This is a genomic window from Mesorhizobium sp. M0016, from assembly GCF_040324035.1.
GTDB lineage: Bacteria > Pseudomonadota > Alphaproteobacteria > Rhizobiales > Rhizobiaceae > Mesorhizobium.
The window spans coordinates 126,386-146,455 of sequence record NZ_JAMYVM010000012.1 but is presented as its reverse complement, the minus strand read 5'-3'; the positions used below and the strand labels follow the sequence as shown (position 1 = coordinate 146,455).

Annotated in this window: 16 protein-coding genes and 1 pseudogene; 7 read left to right on the top strand and 10 right to left on the bottom strand. The window is 64.1% G+C overall.

From position 1 onward, the window contains the following. Positions 1-46: 46 nt before the first annotated feature. Complete coding sequence (locus NKJ88_RS18810; RefSeq protein WP_023726079.1) at positions 47-1,003, bottom strand: LLM class flavin-dependent oxidoreductase; 957 nt, start codon at positions 1,001-1,003, stop codon at positions 47-49. 158 nt (positions 1,004-1,161) lie between these two features. Continuing rightward, positions 1,162-1,317 carry a hypothetical protein gene (locus NKJ88_RS18805; RefSeq protein WP_023670454.1) on the bottom strand — a complete coding sequence of 52 codons (156 nt, stop codon included), beginning with the start codon at positions 1,315-1,317 and terminating at the stop codon, positions 1,162-1,164. A gap of 233 nt (positions 1,318-1,550) precedes the next feature. Here NKJ88_RS18805 and NKJ88_RS18800 point away from each other — a divergent pair, with 233 nt between their 5' ends. After that, positions 1,551-2,318 (top strand): SDR family NAD(P)-dependent oxidoreductase, encoded by a 768-nt coding sequence (locus tag NKJ88_RS18800; RefSeq protein ID WP_023686096.1) that lies wholly within the window; start codon positions 1,551-1,553, stop codon positions 2,316-2,318. Positions 2,319-2,528: 210 nt separating this feature from the next. Here NKJ88_RS18800 and NKJ88_RS18795 read toward each other — a convergent pair whose 3' ends face one another. The 8 genes from NKJ88_RS18795 to NKJ88_RS18760 form a co-directional block, all read right to left on the bottom strand. After that, a complete protein-coding gene (locus NKJ88_RS18795; RefSeq protein ID WP_023687753.1) occupies positions 2,529-3,473 on the bottom strand; it encodes an ABC transporter permease in 945 nt (314 codons plus the stop codon). Next, positions 3,470-4,525, bottom strand: a complete 1,056-nt coding sequence (locus NKJ88_RS18790) for an ABC transporter permease (RefSeq protein WP_352445018.1) — start codon at positions 4,523-4,525, stop codon at positions 3,470-3,472. The genes NKJ88_RS18795 and NKJ88_RS18790 overlap by 4 nt, the downstream gene beginning before the upstream one ends. A 281-nt stretch (positions 4,526-4,806) precedes the next feature. After that, on the bottom strand, positions 4,807-6,318 hold the full coding sequence (locus NKJ88_RS18785) for an ABC transporter ATP-binding protein (protein WP_023710191.1): 1,512 nt from the start codon (positions 6,316-6,318) through the stop codon (positions 4,807-4,809). 174 nt (positions 6,319-6,492) lie between these two features. Further along, positions 6,493-7,518: a BMP family protein gene (locus NKJ88_RS18780; protein ID WP_023824335.1), complete on the bottom strand. Its 1,026-nt coding sequence runs from the start codon at positions 7,516-7,518 to the stop codon at positions 6,493-6,495. A 126-nt stretch (positions 7,519-7,644) separates the two neighbouring features. Then, a complete protein-coding gene (locus NKJ88_RS18775) occupies positions 7,645-8,592 on the bottom strand; it encodes an ABC transporter permease (protein WP_352445015.1) in 948 nt (315 codons plus the stop codon). Positions 8,593-8,594: 2 nt separating this feature from the next. Further along, entirely contained in the window at positions 8,595-9,566 is a 972-nt protein-coding gene (locus NKJ88_RS18770) for an ABC transporter permease (RefSeq protein WP_023824336.1), read from the bottom strand. 1 nt (position 9,567) lies between these two features. Continuing rightward, the gene (locus tag NKJ88_RS18765; RefSeq protein ID WP_023732918.1) at positions 9,568-11,085 is read right to left on the bottom strand and encodes a sugar ABC transporter ATP-binding protein; all 1,518 of its coding nucleotides are present in this window, start codon (positions 11,083-11,085) and stop codon (positions 9,568-9,570) included. Positions 11,086-11,133: 48 nt separating this feature from the next. Continuing rightward, complete coding sequence (locus NKJ88_RS18760) at positions 11,134-12,147, bottom strand: ABC transporter substrate-binding protein (RefSeq protein ID WP_023736805.1); 1,014 nt, start codon at positions 12,145-12,147, stop codon at positions 11,134-11,136. Positions 12,148-12,351: 204 nt separating this feature from the next. Here NKJ88_RS18760 and NKJ88_RS18755 point away from each other — a divergent pair. The 6 genes and pseudogenes from NKJ88_RS18755 (at position 12,352) to NKJ88_RS18730 (ending at position 19,957) form a co-directional block, all read left to right on the top strand. After that, positions 12,352-14,771, top strand: a pseudogene (locus NKJ88_RS18755) (glucan 1,4-alpha-glucosidase). A 41-nt stretch (positions 14,772-14,812) separates the two neighbouring features. Further along, positions 14,813-15,826 carry a phosphogluconate dehydrogenase (NAD(+)-dependent, decarboxylating) gene (gene gnd / locus NKJ88_RS18750; RefSeq protein ID WP_023683928.1) on the top strand — a complete coding sequence of 338 codons (1,014 nt, stop codon included), beginning with the start codon at positions 14,813-14,815 and terminating at the stop codon, positions 15,824-15,826. A 23-nt stretch (positions 15,827-15,849) separates the two neighbouring features. Next, positions 15,850-17,223, top strand: coding sequence for a glucose-6-phosphate dehydrogenase (zwf, locus tag NKJ88_RS18745; protein ID WP_023736803.1), 1,374 nt, complete (start codon positions 15,850-15,852; stop codon positions 17,221-17,223). Positions 17,224-17,340: 117 nt separating this feature from the next. Next, entirely contained in the window at positions 17,341-18,045 is a 705-nt protein-coding gene (locus NKJ88_RS18740; protein WP_023736802.1) for an ROK family protein, read from the top strand. A gap of 213 nt (positions 18,046-18,258) precedes the next feature. Then, the gene (locus tag NKJ88_RS18735; RefSeq protein ID WP_352445013.1) at positions 18,259-18,723 is read left to right on the top strand and encodes a Ros/MucR family transcriptional regulator; all 465 of its coding nucleotides are present in this window, start codon (positions 18,259-18,261) and stop codon (positions 18,721-18,723) included. Between the two features lie 133 nt (positions 18,724-18,856). Beyond that, positions 18,857-19,957: an aminotransferase class I/II-fold pyridoxal phosphate-dependent enzyme gene (locus tag NKJ88_RS18730; protein WP_023736801.1), complete on the top strand. Its 1,101-nt coding sequence runs from the start codon at positions 18,857-18,859 to the stop codon at positions 19,955-19,957. Positions 19,958-20,070: the final 113 nt, after the last annotated feature.

Here is a 20,070-nt window from a genome sequence, read left to right as displayed (position 1 = left end):
GGGGTGTGACGGAACGCTACGAATAGCTTTCATTCCACCCGCAAATTCACCCTGCGTGAATATCCGACCCGCCCCGCGAGGCAAACGCGCCGGGCTGCGGCACCTCCGCCTCCCGGCGTGCCAGCGAGTTGCGCAAGAGCGCGATCGTCTCGCGGCCGACGCTGGCGATCTCGCGCGGCCGGTCGACACCGACGATCATGAACTCGCTGATGCCCAGCGCCGCATAGGGCAGCAGCGACAGGGCGATCTGCGCCGGTGGTCCGGAAAGTTCGACCGCCTTGTGGCCGACGGTAGAGGCGCCACCCTCCGAGCGGACCCGGACCGGAAGCGCAAAACGCAGCTTGCCGGCGCGGCCATGCTCGGCGGCGGCGCTGCGCGCCCGTTCCATCAGCTGGCGGATCTCGTCGAGCGAACCAGCCGTGAGTTCAAACACGTCGGCATGGCGGCCGGCGACCTTGAGCGCGGTGCCGGACTGGCCACCCATGCGGATGATCACGTCGACGCCATGCGGCCCCTTGCGCGGCACATAGCCACCCTTGATGCTGTAGAATGCACCTTCATGGTCGAAGGGCCGGTCGTTCGACCACAGCCGCTTCAGCAGCACCAGATATTCGTCGATGCGCTGCCAGACCACGGTGTGGCCGACCGGACGCGTCTCGGCATCGTCGTCATCCAGCGGCTCGCTCAGCATCCTCAGCGCCAGCCGGCCGCCGCTCCTGGCGTCGAGCGCCGCCAGTTGCCGCGCCGCAACGGCTGGCGCGATCACGCCGGCCCAGTGCGTCAGCACCACTTCCAGCGACGAGGTGCGGTCCAGCGCCTGGGCGGCGATGTCCATATTGGTCAACAGCCCGGCCGGGTCGTCGACGACGATGTTCTGGAAGCCGGAATCCTCGATCAGCGACAGCTTGGTCGCCGTCTCGACGAAATCATAGAAGAACGGTACGGCCGAACCGGCATCGGCGGCGTGCGTTTTACCGGGAACATGCGTGAACTCGATCGGCATTGCCATCTCCTCCATCACGTTGGATGTATGTCGCCCCCGGTTTTGAGACGACGACATGCGTAAAAACAAGCATCAGCGCCAAAGCGCGTCCGCGTTCGGTTCATCAACTCCGGTCACTCACTGAAAGCGCTAGGTCGCCACCCTTTCGGCCTGATCGGTCAGGGAATCAAGCCGAGCACGACTGCCCCGGTGAACACGAACGCAAGGGCAAAGACGAGATAGGCGAAAGCGCCGGCATAGGCCGGGCGGAAAGCCTGGCTATTGGCCAGCCTCTGGCTGGTGCGGTCCGTCTCGGCGTTCTGGATATAGGACATATCGACCTCCGTCTTAAGGATTAATCTATAAAATCAGTAGACTTTGTCGATTGCTATTTTTTGGCGATATGTAGAACGATTTTCTCAGTATTCCTTATTATTTGGTTTGGGATTGCTGGGGGACCCCTGTTGGCGACAAGCGAGCGACAAGCTTGGCCGACGTCTGCATAGGCGATAGCATCGCCATTCCGGCGTAAATGCGGATTATTTCGATCGGGAACGGGGAACAGAACATGGGTACAAGACTAGCCGGCAAGATTGCAATCATCTCGGGCGGCGCGACCGGAATGGGCGGAGCGGCCTCGGAATTGTTCGCCGCCGAAGGCGCCAAGGTCGCGATCATTGACCGCAATGGCGAGGCGGCGGCAGCCACTGCGGCGGCGATACGCGCGCGGGGACATATCGCCGAACACTGGGTGGCCGACGTCTCGGACGAGGCGCAGGTCGAGGCCGCAGTGAAGGCGGCGACTGCCAGGCTCGGCCCGGCCACGGTGTTGTTCAACCATGCCGGCACCATCGTGATAAAGCCGTTCCTGGAGACGACAGTGCAGGAATGGGACTGGCTGCATGCGGTCAATGTCCGCTCGATGTTCCTGATGACGCGCGCCGTGTTGCCGGGCATGATCGCTGCCGGTGGCGGTTCGATCGTCTGCACCTCGTCGATCTCGGCTGTGGCGGCCACACCCATGGAGGTGCTCTACGACACCACCAAGGGCGCCTGCCACATGTTCGCGCGCGCCATCGCAGTCGAATTCCGCGACCGCAACATACGCTGCAACGCCGTCTGTCCCGGCTTCATCCGCACGCCGCACGGCCTGCGCGAGGTCGCCGATCTCGGCAAGCTCGGCGTCGACGTGTCGGACGCCGCATTGGCCGCACAGCAGGGCCGCATCGGTGAGCCGGAGGAAGTGGCCAAGGCAGCGCTGTACCTCGCCAGCGATGAGTCCAGCTTCGTCAATGGCACGCATCTGTTTGTCGATAATGGTTTTACGGCGATGTGAGTATCCCAGGCTTGGCGCCCTTCCTCTCCCCCGTCGATCGGGGGAGAGGTGTCGAGCGCAGCTCGACGGAGTGGGGGTCGACCCTTGGCGCAAGGAAGATTCATGCGCACCCGTTGGCAACAGTGGCGAGGTGGTTCCCCGCTCCGTCGCTGCTTCGCAGCGCCACCTCTTCCCCCGGAGGGAGAGGAAGGGCGCCAAGTCCTACTCGCCTTACCGCTCTTCTCGTCGAAACGGCTTCAGCAGCGCCGACGGCGCAACCGCGTTGCGTGACATCACGGCCATCGCGACGATGGTGAAAATAAAGGGCAGCATCAAGAACGCCTCGTAGGGAATATGCCCGAGGCCGCTCGCCTGCATGCGCAATTGTAGCGCATCGACGAAGGCGAACAGCAGCGCCGCGCCCGCAGAGCGCCACGGGTCCCAGCGGCCGAACACGACCAGCGCGATCGCCACCCAGCCACGGCCCGACACCACACCAAAGGTGAAGGCGTTGAACTGTGCCATGGTGAGGAAGGCGCCCGCAAGCCCCATCAGCGCACCGCCGAGGATGACCGCCTGGAAGCGCGTGGCGATGACGCTGACCCCAGCGGAATCAGCGGCGCGCGGGTTCTCGCCGACCATCCGCACCGACAGCCCCCAAGGCGTGCGGTAGAGCACGAAAGCAGCGAGCGGGATGGCAATGATTGCCAAGTAGACCAGCGCAAACTGGTTGAAAACCGCTGACCCCAGAACCGGAATATCCGACAGCAGCGGGATCGGCACCGTCTGAAAACCCTTGATGCTGGGCGGCACCGATTGCTGGCCGAAGGTCAGACGGTAGAGGAAATAGGCAAGGCCCGACGAGAACAAAGTAACGCCGATGCCGCAGACATGCTGGCTGAGGCCGAGCGCCACGGTGAACAGCGCATGCAGCGCGCTCATCGCCATGCCGGTCAACACCGCGGCCAGCACGCCGAGCCACAGGCTGCCGCTGAGGCTGGCGGCGGTGAAGCCGGTCATCGCGCAGAGCAGCATGATGCCTTCGATACCGAGATTGAGCACGCCGGCCCGCTCGGAGAACATCTCGCCCAGCGTGGCAAATGCCAGCGGCGTGGCGATGCGGATAATGGCGGCGAGGAAGCCGACCTGAAAGATCTGTTCGAACACCGCGCTCATAAGGCGGCACCGACGCGGCGGATGCGATAGGCCGTGAACAGCAGCGCCACCAGCATGGCGAGCAGCGCCGTGCCCTGGATAACATCGCTGAGGAACGCCGGCACGCCGGTGGCGCGCGACATCGCTTCGGCGCCGGTCATCACGGCGGCCAGGAAGATCGCCGCCGGTACGACGCCGAGCGGATTGAGCCTGGCCAGCATGGCAACGACGATGCCGGAATAGCCATAGCCCGGCGAAATGTCGCTCATCACCTGGAAATGCACGCCGCCGACCTCGCCGACGCCGGCAAGCCCGGCCAGCGCGCCCGACAGCAGCGCCGTCGAGATCAGCACCCGCTCGACGTGTATGCCGCCATAGCGGGCGGCTTCCGGGCTTTCGCCGGTGACCCTGATCCGGAAGCCGAGCGTGGTGCGCACGATCAGGAACCAGATCAACGGGGCCGCGATCAACGCGGCGATGACACCCAGATGCAGCCTTGTGCCTTCGAGCAGCACCGGGAAATTCGCCGAATCCTCGATCGGCGGCGAGATCGGATAGCCGCTGAACGAGTCCTTCCACGGCCCCTCGATCAGCGCCATCAGCGCATAGTAGATGACCGAATTGAGCAGCAGCGAACTGACGACGTCATCCACCTTGAATTTGACCCTGAGCGTCGCGGGCACCAGCGCTACCGCGGCACCGGCAGCAGCGCCCGCCAGCGCCATCGACAGGATCGCCAGCGCGCCCGGCATTGGGATGGCGCCGACGAAGCAGCTGGCCACGGCGCCGGCCAGCAATTGGCCCTCGGCGCCGATGTTCCAGAATTTGGCCCGGAAGGCGACGGCCGCAGCCAGCCCGGTGAAGATCATCGGGGCGGCGCGCACCAGCGTTTCGGTGATGGCATAGCTGTCGCCGAACGAGGCCGACAGCATCACGCCATAGGCCTCAAGCACGCCGGCGCCGGCCAGCGCGATGAGGCCGCTGCACAGGACCAGCGCTGCGCCGATGGCCAGCAGCGGCAAAGCGAGATTGAACCAGGCGGGGGTGGAACTGCGGGCTTCGAGGCGGAACATCAGCTATGCCCCTCCGCCGCCCAGACGGTCGCGCCGCCCTTCATCCGCCTGCCGGCACCTTCTCCCCGTATAGACACGGGGAGAAGGGATCTGGGCCCTATGCAACTCCCCTCTTGCAGCTGTGGTGATTGGCGAAACCATGGGTGAGAGCCCCTCTCCCCGTCTCTATACGGGGAGAGGATGCCGGCAGGCAGGTGAGGGGCAGCGCTGACGCTTAAAGTCAGCCAAAAGCGGGCAGTATTATTTGAGGTTTCTGCGAGGAACCGAGTGAGAAAGTCCATCTAGGCTCTGCCCTCCGCCCCGGTCATCAGCAGCCCAAGCCGCGCGATGGTCGCATCGGCGCTGTCCAGCGTGCCGGCGATGCGGCCCTCATACATCACCGCGATGCGGTCGCAGAGCACCAGCAGCTCTTCGAGATCCTCGCCGATGACGATGATCCCACAGCCCTTGGCGCGCATGTCGAGGAATTTTTCGTGGATGAAGCGGGCGGCACCGATGTCGAGGCCGCGCGTCGGCTGCGAGACGATCAGCACCTTCGGGTCGAAAGCCAGTTCGCGCGCCAGCAGCGCCTTCTGCAGATTGCCGCCCGACAGCGCGCCGGCGCGGGTCATCGGCCCGGGGCACCTGATGTCATAGGCCTTGATCTGTTCTTCGGCGAAGGCGCGGATCGCATCTGGCTTGAGCAGGCCCCGGCTGCTGAAAGCCGCAGTACCAATGCGCGGCAACACCATGGAATCGGCGAGCGGCAGATTGGTGACCAGCCCGGTCGTCATACGGTCTTCCGGGATGCGGCCAAGGCCGAGCGCCTGCACCTCGCGCGGCGAGAACCGCGTAACAGGTTTGCCGGCTATCGTCATCGCGCCGGCGTCGGGCGCGCGCGTGCCGGAAATCACCTCGGCCAGCGCCCGCTGGCCATTGCCGGAGACCCCGGCAATGCCGAGGATTTCGCCCGCGCGAACGGCAAGCGATACATCGCGCAGCGGCGTCCCCGAATGCCGTGAGGTGGAAATACCGTCGAGCGTCAGCACCGCCGCGCCTGGGGTCGAAGGTCCTCTTGCCGGCGGCACGATCTCATGGCCGCACATCAGCTGCGCCATTTCTGCCGATGTCGTGTTCGCCGGATCGTCGACACGGCCGGCGACGCGGCCGTGCCGCAATACGGTGCAGCGATGGGTGAGCGCCCGCACCTCGTTCAATTTATGCGAGATGAAGATGATGCCGAGCCCCTGCGCCGCCATCGAGCGCAGCGCCGAAAACAGCCCGTCGACCTCGCCCGGCGCCAACACCGCCGTCGGCTCGTCGAGGATTAACAGCCTGGCGCCGCGAAACAGCGCCTTGACGATTTCGAGCCGCTGCTGCTCGCCGACCGACAGCGCGGAGACAGGCAGGTTGGGGTCCAGCGTCAGCCCATGCTGACGGCTGATGTCGGACAACCGGGCAAGTCCGCCGGCGCGGTCGATGCGGCCGGATTTGCCGGGAATGCCAATCAGAAGGTTTTCCAGGACCGTCAGCCTTGGCGCCAAATGAAAATGCTGGTGCACCATGCCGATGCCGGCGGCCAGCGCATCGGCCGAACTGGTGATCCGCACGGTCTTGCCCTGGATAAGAATTTCGCCGGCATCCGGCGCATAGGCGCCGAACAGCACATTCATCAGCGTCGTCTTGCCGGCGCCGTTTTCGCCCAGCAGGCCGAGGATCTCACCTGGGGCGACGCTTAGATCGACAGCCTCATTCGCCTTGACGGCGCCGAAGCTCTTGGTGATGCCGCGCATTTCGATGAGAGGGGCGGACAAGGATGCTCCTGCGGAGATACCCCTCCCCCTCGAGGGGAGGGTGCTAGCGAAGCGAGGCGGGTGGGGTCACCTCAACTGCCTCAACCCATGACTTAGCAGGATGGAGCACTTCGCGGAGGACCCCACCCGGCCCTGCGGGCCACCCTCCCCTCAAGGGGGAGGGGGTGCGCCGAGCTAATCCGAAACCGGCGTGTTCTCATCCACATCCACCCGGAAATTGCCTTCCAGGATCTCGGCCTTCTTCTTCTCGACCAGATCCTTCACATCCGCCGGCAGCGTCTTGTCGAATTTATGGTAGGGCGCCAGGAACGACCCGCCCTTGGCCATGCGCGAGAAATCGCCATAGTCCTGCGCGGTGAAGACACCGGCCTTGACCAGCTTGATCGCCTGCTCGACCGTCGGGTACATGTCCCAGACCGGCCCGGTTATGACCGTGTCGGGGCCGAGGCTCGACTGGTCGGACATGTTGGAGATGGCGAGGATCTTCTTATCCACCGCCGCCTCGATGACGCCGAAGCGCTCGGCATAGATGACATCGACGCCGGCATCGATCTGGGCGACCGCCGCTTCCTTGGCCTTGGGCGGATCGAAGAACGAGCCAATGAAGGCGACCTTCTTCTTGATGTTGGGATTGACCTCCTTGGCGCCGGCAAAGAAGGCGTTGACCAGCCGGTTCACTTCCGGAATGCCCATGGCCGCCACCGCGCCGATCGTGCCCGACTTCGACATCTTGCTGGCGATCATGCCGGAGAGATAGGCCGGCTCGTGGATCCAGTTGTCGAAGACGCCGAAATTGGGCTCGGCCGGGCCGGCGCCCGAGCCGAACAGCCATGCCGTCTTCGGGAACTGCTTTGCCGTGCGGCGCGATTCACGCTCGGCGGCGAAGGCGTCGCCCAGCACCAGCTGGTACCCGCCTTGCGCATATTCGCGCATGACGCGGCTGAAATCGGCGGTCTGCACCTTTTCCGACCATTTGTATTCGATGCCGAGTTCCTTCTCGGCCTTCTGCAGGGCGACGTGGATCTGGTTGTCCCACGGCTCCTCGATCGGCGTGGCGAAGATCGCCGCCACCTTCAGCTTCTTGTCCTTGGCGAAGGCTGCACCCGGCAGCATGGCTGCGGCCAGGCCAAGTGCGCCGAGTTCCAGCACGTCGCGCCGCGACAGGCCGGTCGATTGCGATTTGTTTTTCCGGTTTTCCATCTAGTGCCCCTCTGTTTGACATCCGTGTCGAGCCGGCTGTTCCGAAATCAGACGCGGAACTATGGAACGGGTGCGGACTTTTGTCCACATGGTCAAATTTGGCGGTGTCGCTGGCAGGAGCCGGCGCTAGCGTACCGCCTTCTCGCCACCGGCTACGGTGATGACGCCGACGATGATCAGCCCGGTCAGCAACAGCCGAACGCCGGCACTGACGCCGAACGTGTTGAGCATGGTCAGAAGCAGCACCAGGAACAGCGCCGCGCCCCAGACACCGGGAACATTGGCCTTGCCGCCGGCGACCGAGGTGCCGCCGATGACGACGACGGCGATCGAGGCCAGCAGGTACTCGTTGCCGATATCGACATTGGCGCCGCGGAAATAGCCGGCGAGCAGCGCCCCGTCCATGCCGCCGAGCGCGCCCGACAGCGTGTAAGTGAGGAAGCGGGTGCGGCCGACATTGACGCCGGCAAGCCACGCGGCGCGGATGTTCTGGCCGATCGCCAGCACCGAGCGGCCATAGATCATGCGCTGCAAGGCGATGGCCGCAACGATGGTGAACAATACGGTAAGGATCGCCAGCACTGGAATGCCCAGGATTTGCCAGTTGGCAAAATCGGCAAAGCCGGGAGGCGGCTTGATCTGCAGGCCACGCCCATAGCTGATGTCGATCGACTGGATGATGAAGCTGGCCGAAAGAGTGGCGATGATCGGCGGGATCCTCAGCGCCCAGATCAGGAGATAGTTGACGGCACCGATGGCAGCGCCGCAGGCGAGCGCGGCGAGCAGCCCGACCACGATCATGGAATCGCTGCCGCCCATGACCTTCATGGCGACGGCACTGGCGAGCCCGATATTGGCCGGCAGGGACAGGTCGACATTGCCTGGCCCGAGCGTGATGACGAACATTTGGCCGACGCCGACGATGACGGTGAACACGGCAAGCGAAAGTGCCGCCGTGATCATGCCGCCGCCGCCATAGCCGCCGGTGAAAGCGATGGTCGCCAGCCAGACGAACATCGCGCCGATGAACGACCAGATCCAGGGTTTGGCGACAAGCGATTTAACCAGCGTCATCGCTACCTCTCCCTGCGGCTGATCAGGACGCGGGCTGCCAGCACGATGATCAGGATGGCGCCGTTGGCCGCGACCTGCCAGTCCGGCGGAATGTGCATGAAGGTGAGCAGAGGCGATGCCGCCAGCGCCAGTGTCAGCGCGCCGAGCACGGCGCCGATCGGCGACACCCGGCCGCCGACGAACTCGCCGCCGCCGAGAATGACGCCGGCGATTGCCAGCAGCGTGTAGCCATTGCCGATATTGGCGTCGGCCGAGGTGGTGATGCCGATCAGCGCCATGCCGGACAGAACGCCGAATAGGCCGGTCAGCGCAAACAGCACGATCTTGGTTCGAAGCAGCGACCAGCCAGCGCGCCTGAGCGCCGCCGGATTGCCGCCGGATCCCCGCAGGATGACGCCATAGGAGGTGCGCATCAGCCCAAAATGCACCACCGCTGCGATCGCCAGCGCGGCGATGATAGGGAACGGAATGAAGGGCGGCTTGAAGGCCATCAGCGACAAGAGCCAGTCCGGCGCCTTGCCACCGGGCTTGGGCAGCACCAGAATGGCAAGCCCCTGCCAGACGAAGCTCATGCCCAGCGTCACCACGATCGACGGCAGATTGCGCAGATGGATCAGTGCGCCGAGCAGCGCATAAACGCCTATGGAGCCGAGCAGGACGATCACGCCGAGCAGCGGCGCGTCCTTCAGCCAGGTCGCGGTGACGCAGCCGACAAAGCCGACAAAGGTGCCGATCGACAGATCGAGCTCATTGCCGGCGATGACGAACATCTGGGCGATCGTCGCCAGCGCGATCGGAATAGCGAGGTTCAACATCAGGCTGAAGCCGAAATAGCTGATGGCGCGTGGGTTGAGCCAGGCGATGGCGATAACCACCAGCGCCAGCGACAGCGCCGGCAACAGGCTGCGCAGCAGGCGCGCGCGGGCCGCGCTGCTGCGCGGCGAGGACGTAGGGCCGGGAGCGACTGCCGTCATCTCAGGCCGCGTCGCCGAATGAGGACTGGATGATCTTTTCCTCGGTCAGCTCGTCGCGCGTGAGATTGGCGACGATGCGGCCGTTCTTGAAGACATGGATGTGGTCGCAATTGTCGAGCTCTTCGGTCTCGGTGGTGTACCAGAGGAAGGTCCGGCCCTTGGCCGCCTCCTCGCGCACGAGATCGTAGACCTCAAGCTTGGTGCCGATGTCCACGCCGCGCATCGGATCGTCCATCAGCACGATCTGCGCATCGGAACCCAGTGCGCGGGCAAATAGCGCCTTCTGCTGGTTGCCGCCGGACAGCGAGAAGATGTTGTTGGTCATGTCAGGCGTGCGGATGCCGATCTTCTGCTTCCAAAACTCAGCAAGCTCGGCCTCGCGCTGCGGCGAGATCAGCAACCCTTTGCGCAGCCGCGCCAGCGAGCGGATGCCGATGTTTTCGGCAATAGACCATTGCGGGAAAATGCCGTCCGATTGGCGGTCTCCGGCCACCAGCGCCACCGGGGCGGTCACCTCGATATCAAGCCTTCTACGCGTCGCGGCGGCAAAGATCGCCAGCAACAGGTCGGTCTGGCCATGGCCGGCAAGCCCGGCAAGCCCGATGATCTCGCCGGCGCGAGCGACAAGCTCCTTGCCGTCCTGCTGCCGCTCGGGCCGCGCCCGCACCCTGAGCGGGCCCGCCGCCGGCCTGGCGGCGATCTCCGCCGCGATCTTCTCGCGCGCTTCCGCGCCGCCCATGGTGGCCACCAGCCGGTCGCGGTCGAACGCTTTTGCAACGTCCGTGGCGACCACCTTGCCGTCGCGCATGACCACGATGCGGTCGGCATTCTGCAGCACCTCGCCCAGCACATGCGAGATCAGGATGCAGCTGCCCCCGGTGGCTACGAAACGGCGCACGAAGGCAAGCAGCTGGCCCGCAGTATGCGCGTCCAGCGAAGAGGTCGGCTCGTCGAGAATGACCAAGTCGAGCGGATCGCGCGTCACCGTGAAGGCGCGCGCCACCTCGACCATCTGCCGCCGGCCGATGGAGAGATCGCCGGCAATGTCGTCTGCCGAGATGCCGTGATCCGGAAAGATTTCGTCCAGCTTGGCGGCAATGAGAGCAGCCGCCTTGCGTCGCCAGCCGAAGCCGGTGAGCGCCGGATGGTTGATGCGCGTATTCTCCGCGATACTGAGGTTAGGGCAGAGCGACAGTTCCTGGAACACGCAGCGTATGCCGAGTTTCAGCGCGCGCGCCACCGAGTAGTCGGTTTCGGCATTGCCACGCACCGCGATCTCACCGCCATCGGGCTGCAGCGTACCGGCCACCATATGCATCAGCGTCGATTTGCCGGCTCCGTTGTGGCCGACCAGCCCGACGCATTCGCCTGATACAACATGGAAGTCGACGCCGTTAAGCGCCCGAACGGCGCCGAAATGTTTTTCGGCGCCGTTCAGCCTGATGATGTCCAAATGGGCGGCGCCGAAATGTTTTTCGGCGCCGCCCAGTCTGATGATGTCCGTATTGGCCTCAGGCATGCTCAACGATATCCGGTCGGTCATGCCGCTGGCAATGAATGCAATGCATCACTTGATATTGGCTTTGATCGCCGCGATTGCGTCTTGCTGGCTGTATTCGTGGGTGGCGACGCCGCCCTCCTTGATTTTCGGCAGCTCGGTCTCGAAATTGTCCTGGGTAAAGGCGAGATACGGCACCAAAAGGTCATGCGGAATGTCGGTGCGGCCGTCGAGCACCTGCTGCGCCACCCAGAAGGCCAGCGACGACACGCCGGGCGCGATCGAGGCCGACCAGGTCTGGTAGCCATCCTTGTCCTTCTGCTCCTTCCACCATTTCAGCTCGTCCTGGCGGTTGCCCATGATGATGGTCGGACGCGGCTTGCCTGCGGCGGCAAAGGCTTGTGCCGCGCCATAACCGTCACCGCCCTGGTCGACGATGCCGACGATGTCGGGCAACGAAGGCAGGATCGTCGCGACCGCCTTCTGCGCCGTCGTCTGGTCCCAGTCGCCGGTCACCGAACCGACGATCTTGAACTCGGGATGGGCGGCGACGCCTTCGAGGATGCCGGCATGGATGGCATCGTCGATCGAGGTGCCGGCAAGGCCGCGGATTTCCAGCAAATTGCCGCCCTTGGGCTGGAACTTGGCCATCTGCTCGACTTCCTGCTTGCCCATGTCCTTGAAGTCGACGACGACGCGGTAGGCGCAAGGTTCGGTGACCGTCCCGTCGAAGGAGACGACGACGATGCCGGCATCGCAGGCCTGCTTGATGGCGCCGTTCAGCGCATCCGGCGATGCGGCATTGATGACGATGGCGTCATAACCCTGCAGGATCAGGTTCTGCACCTGGGCAGCCTGCGTCGGCACTTCCTTGTCGGCGGTGGTGAAGATGTCGGCGGCGCCGACGATCTTGTCCTCCACCGCCTTCTTGGTGACGATGCCGTAGCTGTCGAGCATCGCCTGGCGCCACGAATTGCCGGCGTAATTGTTGGAGAAGGCGATCTTCTTGCCGCTGGTGTCGGCAAGCGCCGTGCCCGAGGCGAGCATCGCCGCCAGAGCGCTCAGGACGAGCAGTTTCTTCATGTCATAATCCTCCCATGGATTGTCGGCCCCGCCGACTGTTGCTGATGGTTTTGGCGTTGGCTGCCTGTTTTTTATCTATTGTCAGACAAATGCAGATGAGCTCGCTTGTCAACTGCGATCGGTTACGCTTTGGCGATCAACTTCAGGTGCGATGATTGAAAAGCCTTCGCCTGCTGGTCTAGGGAAGGGCCCAGGAGACCATGCATGGCAGCGACGCCGCCGACCCTTCCCCCCAGTGCACCCAAAAGAATGGGCGCGCCCGGAATTCCGGCGCGCTGGACGTCAAGCGCCAAGAGCGGCGTAGGTGCCGCGCTTTCGACGGCGAGCCGCGTCTGGTTCACGCTCAGCCATGGCATCGTCAATGAAGTCTACTATCCCGGCCTCGACAGCGCCTGCACGCGCGACATGGGACTGCTGGTCACCGGTCCCGGCGGCTGGTTTTCCGAGGAGAAGCGTGACGCCACACATGCCATCGAGCCGTTCGAGGACGGCGTGCCCGCCTACCGGCTGATCAACGCGACGGCGCGTTACCAGATCGAAAAGCGCATCCTGGCGGATCCGGCGCGCCCGGCCTTGCTGCAGGAAACCAGCTTCACGGCACTCGAGGGCGTGGCCACGGACTACCGCGTCTACGCCCTGCTGGCGCCGCATCTGGTCAATGCCGGCATGGGCAACACCGCCTGGACCGACGAGCACAAGGGGAGGCCGATGCTGTTCGCGTCCGGGCGCGGCACCTGCCTGGCGCTTGCATCCTCGCTGCCCTGGGGTGATTGCTCGGCCGGCTATGCAGGCTTTCCGACGGCTGGCAGCAACTCAGCCGCGCCGGCCGGCTCAATCCGGCCTGCCAAAGGGCGGAGGACGGCAATGTCGCGCTGACCGGCGAGATCGGCTTTTCCTTACGCAACAGCAAAGCCTTGCTTGCGCTTGGGTTTGGGGCAACGCCGGATGAAGCGGCCGAAAACGCCGCCGCCAGCCTGAAACGCGGGTTTGAGCCGGCGGCAAAGGTCTATGTCGCGAAATGGCGGAAATGGCAGGCAGGCCTGACGGCGCTCGACCACCATGATGCATCCGGCCTCAACACCTACCGCGTCAGCACAGCGGTGCTGGCGACACACCTGTCGCTGGCGAGGCCCGGTGCGGCCGTCGCCAGCCTGTCGATCCCCTGGGGGTTCAGCAAGGGCGACGACGACCTTGGCGGATATCATCTGGTCTGGCCGCGCGACCTCGTCGAAACTGCGGGCGGCTTCCTCGCCGCCGGCGATCCGGCGCAGGCGCTTGAGATCCTCGCCTATCTCCGTTCCATCCAGCAGCCGGACGGCCACTGGCCACAAAATGTGTGGCTCGACGGCTCGCTCTATTGGCCGGGCATCCAGATGGACGAATGCGCCTTCCCGCTGCTGCTTGCCGATGCGCTGCACCGCGCCGGCCACCTGCCGCGCGCAAAGCTCGCCGCCTTCATGCCGATGGTCGAGAAAGCAGCGTCCTATATCGTGCGCAATGGCCCCGTCACCGGGCAGGACCGCTGGGAAGAGGACGCGGGCTACAGCCCATTCACGCTCGCCGTCGAAATATCGGCACTGCTTGGCGCCGCCGATCTGTTCGACGTCAACGGCAAACCCGAGCCGGCTAACTATTTGCGCGAGGTCGCAGATTGCTGGAACGACCAGATCGAGCGCTGGACCTATGTCAGCGGCACACCGGAGTGCCACGAGGCTGGCGTCGACGGGTACTACATCCGCATCGCGCCGGCCGACGCTTCAGGCGCCGCATCGCCGAAGGACGGCTTCGTACCGATCAAGAACCGTCCGCCGGGCGATACCGACAAGCCGGCCGAAGCGATTGTCAGCCCGGACGCGCTGGCGCTGGTCCGCTTCGGCCTCAGGGCCGCGGACGATCCGCGCATCGTCGGCACGGTCAAGATCATCGACGCGCAACTGCGCTGCGACCTGCCGCAAGGGCCTCTATGGTACCGCTACACCAGCGACGGTTATGGCGAACACGCCGACGGCGCCCCCTTCGACGGCAACGGCCAGGGCCGACCCTGGCCGTTGCTGGCCGGCGAACGCGCTCACTACGAGCTGGCCGCCGGCCGCAAGGACAAGGCGGCAAGCCTGCTCGACACATTCGAGGCTTCGGCTGGGGTGGGCGGTCTGCTGCCGGAACAGGTCTGGGACGGCGCCGACATACCGGAGCGCGAATTGTGGCTGGGCAAGCCGTCGGGCAGCGCCATGCCGCTGGTCTGGGCGCATTCGGAACACATCAAGCTGTTGCGCTCGCTCCGCGACGGCGCCGTCTTCGACATGCCGCCGCAAGGCGTCAAGCGCTATGTCAGGGACAAGACCGGCTCGCCGCTGAGGATATGGCGCTTCAACAACAGGCTGCGCACCATGGAAGCCGGCAAGACGCTGCGGGTTGAACTGCTGCAGCCGGCACTGATCCGCTGGAGCGGCGACCAGTGGCAGACCAGCCATGAAATCAACACGTCCGTGAATGTCTTTGGCGTCCATATGGCGGATCTGCCGGTGACCGATATTCCGCGAGGTAATACGATCGTCTTCACTTTTTTCTGGCCCGACGGCGACCGTTGGGAGAATGTCGACTTCACCGTCGGCATTGAGAACTAACTCGCCAGCAATTTCTTTCCTCAAGCGACTAGGACAACACCATGCAGATCGGAATGATGGGACTGGGCAGGATGGGCGCCAACATGGTGCGCCGCCTGATGCGCGACGGCCATCAATGCGTCGTCTACGACATCAACCCGGCAAGCGTTGCCGCCCTGGTTGCCGATGGCGCCATCGGCGCCGCATCGATGGAGGAGTTCGTCGGCAAGCTTTCCAAGCCGCGCAGCGCCTGGCTGATGCTGCCGGCGGCGATCACCGGCAAGATCGCCGACCAGGTGGCAGCATTGATGGAGCCCGGCGACATCATTATCGACGGCGGCAATTCCTATTATCACGACGCTGTCGACCAGGCGGCCGAGCTTGCGGCCAAGGGCCTGCACTATGTCGATGTCGGCACCAGCGGCGGCGTTTGGGGCTTGGAGCGCGGCTACTGCCTGATGATCGGCGGCCCCGATACGGCGGTCAAACACCTCGATCCGATCTTCGCCACGCTGGCGCCCGGCGCCGATGCCGGCGCCACGCCCGACAAGGCGGGCGGGACCGCACCCTTTGGCTACCTGCATTGCGGACCGAGCGGCGCCGGCCATTTCGTCAAGATGATCCACAACGGCATCGAATATGGCGTCATGGCCGCCTACGCCGAAGGCATGAACATCCTGAAATCGGCCAATGCCGGCAAAAGACAGCGCACTGCCGACGCCGAGACCAGCCCTTTGGAAAACCCGCAATACTATCAGTTCGACATCGACCTGCCGCAGGTGGCCGAGGTCTGGCGCCATGGCAGTGTGATCGGCTCCTGGCTGCTCGACCTCACCGCCGGCGCTCTGAAGAGCGACCCGGCATTGGCCCAGTTCGGCGGCCGCGTCTCCGATTCCGGTGAAGGCCGCTGGACGCTGAAGGCGGCGATCGACACCGGCGTGCCGGCGCCGGTTCTGTCCTCGGCTTTGTTCGACCGCTTCTCCTCGCAGGGCGAATCCGAATTCGCCGACAAGCTGCTGTCGGCCATGCGCTATGCCTTTGGCGGCCATGTCGAAAAGCCGAAGGCCGGCAAGTGAAGGCCGCAGGGGAGACGCGCAAGATGAGCCCGGAACGGTCCGACACGCTGGTGCTCTTCGGAGCAACCGGCGACCTTGCCCACAAGAAGATATTTCCGGCCCTCTACCAGATGGTAGCCAAGGGGACGCTGACCGAGCCGGTGATCGGCGTCGCCTTCGATGCCTGGGACATCAACCAATTGCAGGCGCGGGCCCGCGACGGCATCGTCAACGCTCTCGGCAAGATCGACGAAAAGATCTTCGCCAAATTCGCCAGTCTGCTGCGCTATGTCAGCGGCGACTACCGCGACGGCGCGACCTTCGAGAAGCTGAAGACGGCGCTCGGCTCGGCGCAGCGGCCGCTGCACTATATGGCGGTGCCGCCGACCATGTTCGAGACCGTTGTCCAGGGGCTGGAGCAATCCGGTACCGCGCATGGCGCGCGGCTGATGGTGGAAAAGCCGTTCGGCCACGATCTCCAATCGGCGCGCTGGCTGAACCGCGTGCTGCATCTGGTGTTCGAAGAGCAGTCGATCTTCCGCATCGACCACTATCTCGGCAAGGAGGCGATCCAGAACCTGCTCTATTTCCGCTTTGCCAATTCCTTTCTCGAGCCGATCTGGAACCGCAACTTCGTCGAAAGCGTACAGATCACCATGGCCGAGGACTTCGGCGTCGAAGGCCGTGGCAAATTCTATGACGATGTCGGCGCTATCCGCGATGTGATCGAGAACCATCTGCTCAACATCCTTTTGCTGCTCGCCATGGAACCGCCGGTCGGCCGCTCGGCCGACGATCTGATCGACGAGAAGGTGCAGGTGCTGCGCGCCATCCGCACGCTGACCAAGGACGACGTCGTGCGCGGCCAGTTCACCGGCTACCTCGCTGAACCCGGCGTGAAGCCGAACTCGCCGGTCGAAACCTTTGCTGCCGTGCGCTTCATGGTCGACACCTGGCGCTGGCAGGACGTGCCGTTCTTCATCCGCACCGGCAAGAACATGCCGGTGCATGTGACCGAAGTGATCGTGCGGCTGAAGCGGCCGCCGCTCGACGTCTTCGATCCGATCAAGCCCAGCGACGCAAATTACGTGCGCTTCCGCATCGACCCGCAGGTGGCGATCTCGATCGGCGCGCAACGCAAGGCGCCCGGCGACGATATGGTCGGCGAGCAGGTCGAGCTCACCGCGCTCGACGATTCGAAGGGCGACATGCCGCCCTATGAGCGGCTGATCGGCGATGCCATGAACGGCAATGGCCAATTGTTCACCCGCCAGGATGCCAGCGAGCTTGCCTGGCGCATCGTCGGCCCGGTGCTGGGCGACACCACGCCGCCGCATATGTATGAGCCGAAGACCTGGGGGCCTGCCGACGCCATGGCCAGCTTCGGGCCGCCCAACGGCTGGATCAATCCGACTTGAGCAATTCCAGGAAAGTGCGAGCGGTTTTTCCGTCCGGAATTGCGTAAAAACAAAGAGTTGGAGCATTCCCCCGTTTCCCTGAAACGGGGAACGCGCCAAGTGAGCGGAGGAAACGACATGGCCAAGGCAGCCAGGCCCGCGAAGGCCAAGGCGGAACCGATCGTGCTGACGATCGATGTCGGCGGCTCGCACGTAAAAATCCTCACCAGCGCAGGCGGCGAGATGCGCCGGGCCGATTCCGGACCGGATCTGACGCCGCAGCAGATGGTCGCCACGGTGAAGACGCTGGCCGAAGGGCTGCCCTATGACGTGATCTCGATGGGCTATCCCGGCCCGGTCAGGCACAACAGGCCTTCGCTCGATCCCGCCAATCTCGGCAAGGGCTGGGACGGCTACGATTTTGCCGCCGCCTTCGGCAAGCCGGTCAAGGTCGTCAACGACGCGCTGCTGCAGGCGATCGGCAGCTACGATGGCGGGCGCATGCTGTTCCTCGGCCTCGGCACCGGCCTGGGCGCGGCGATGATCCTCAACAATGTCGGCCAGCCAATGGAACTGGCGCATCTGCCGTACCGCAAGGGCGGCAGTTTCGAAGATTATGTCGGCGAGCGCGGCCTGGAGAAATACGGCAAGAAAAAATGGCGCAAATACGTTGTCGACGTCGTCGAGCGGCTGCGTGCGGCGCTGCAGCCGGATTATGTCGTCATCGGCGGCGGCAATGTCGACAGACTGGATGAATTGCCCGCCACATCCAGGCGCGGCGACAATACGCGCGCTTTCGAGGGCGGTTTTCGACTATGGCGCGACAAGGCGCTGATCGTCTGATAGTATTAAAATTCAGTATAGTTGTTCAAAATGACGTGTGGCGCGATACGAAGTCATTGCGTTACGCAGATTTGGCGATTAGATCGGTGGCACCGGATGGAATCATCTGGCGCAACCGCACATATGCGGCAAGACAAATGACTAGAGCGGATTTCCGGCTCCGCTGGGACCACTCTGGGAGTTTCCGCCACCCCCTAGCGACGGAGAGATAAATTGGCCGACGACAGCAACGACTCTGACAAGGACATCGACCTGCTCGAGCTTACCGCCCATATCGTGTCCGCTTACGTCGAGAAGAACCGCTTGCCCGTTGCCGGCCTGAGCGATCTCATCGCCAGCGTTGCGGCGTCGATCGGCGGGCTCAGCCAGCCGCCGGCCCCAGTGGCGACGCCGCAGATCCCGGCCGTCAATCCCAAGCGGTCGGTGACGCCGGATTACATCATCTGCCTCGAGGACGGCAAAAAATTCAAATCGCTGAAGCGCCATCTCGGCGTCCATTTCAACCTGACGCCGGAAGCCTATCGTACCAAATGGGGCCTGCCGGCCGACTATCCGATGGTTGCCCCCAACTACGCGGCGTCGCGCTCCGAGCTGGCCAAGTCGATCGGCCTCGGCCGCAAGGCTGCAGTGGCCGCGCCGGCGAAAGCCAAGGGTCGGAAGGCCAAAGTTCCGGCCTGAGTGGGATCAGCGCCTCGGCCCTGAGCCAATCGTTTGGACGACTGGAACAGAAGCCTGCCGGCGAATGAGCCTTGGCAGGCTTCGTGCTTTTGTGGCTTGGATACACCACAGAGATTGCTTTGGGGGAGCAGCGATGAACTACGCCAGAATGGTGATCGAGAAAGAGGCGCCGGAGGAATACGGCTACGATCGCATTCGGTTCAATCTCTCCGAAAGCTCGATCGCCGATCAGAAACTCTCCGACGTCGGCCTGTCGCTGCCGGATCTCACGCTGTTCTACGGCGAGCATCGCGGCGACAAGGAGTTGCGGGCGCTGATCGCGGCGCAAGACAAAGGCATCTCCGCTGACGATGTTCTGGTGACCGCCGGTGCGGCGGGCGCGCTCTTCATCATTTCGACCTCGCTTCTGTCGGAGCGCGACCATCTTGTCGTCGTCCGGCCGAACTACGCCACCAACATCGAGACCCCCAAGGCGATCGGCTGCGCCATCTCCTATGTCGATCTCGATTTCGACGCAGGCTTTGCCATCGATTTCGGCCGCGTCGCCGCCAGCATGCAACCGAACACCAAGCTGATCAGCGTCACCTGCCCGCACAACCCGACCGGCACGATGATGGGCCGGGCCGATCTCGACGCGCTGATTGCGCTGGCCGAAGCGAGCGGCTGCCATCTGCTGGTCGACGAGACCTATCGCGACCTCTCCTATGGACAGCGCCTGCCGGCGGCGGCTTCTCTCAGCCCCAAAGCGATCAGCGTCTCGTCGCTGTCGAAAGCCTTCGGCATTCCCGGCATCCGCATTGGCTGGCTGATCACCAGCGATGCCGAACTGCAGGAGCGCTTCCTCGCCGCCAAGGAGCAGATCGGCATTTGCGGCAGCGTCATCGACGAAGGCATTGCGCGCGGCATGCTGGGGCGCCGCGACGCTTTCTTGGGCGCGCTGCTGCCCGAGATGGCGAAACGCCGCGACATCGTGCAAGACTGGATCGACCGCGAGCCGCTGGTCGACTGGGTGCGGCCACAAGGCGGCGTCGTCGGATTTCCAAGGCTCAATGTCAGTCCAGACTTCGACCTCGACCGTTTCTACGTCAATCTCTTGGAAAACCACGGCACCTATGTCGGTCCCGGCCACTGGTTCGATATGCCCAAGCGCTTCTTCCGCGTCGGTTTCGGCTGGCCGAAAGAGGCGGAATTACAGGGCGGCCTCGACGCCATCACCGCCGCGCTGAGGCAGTAACGTCCGCGTGCAATCGGGCGAGCGGCTGGAAAACCACTTGATCCAGGCCCGATTTTCACGCATACGCGCCCCGAACTTTGATAAGTTTCATTGGCCGGAACAGCGCCCATTTC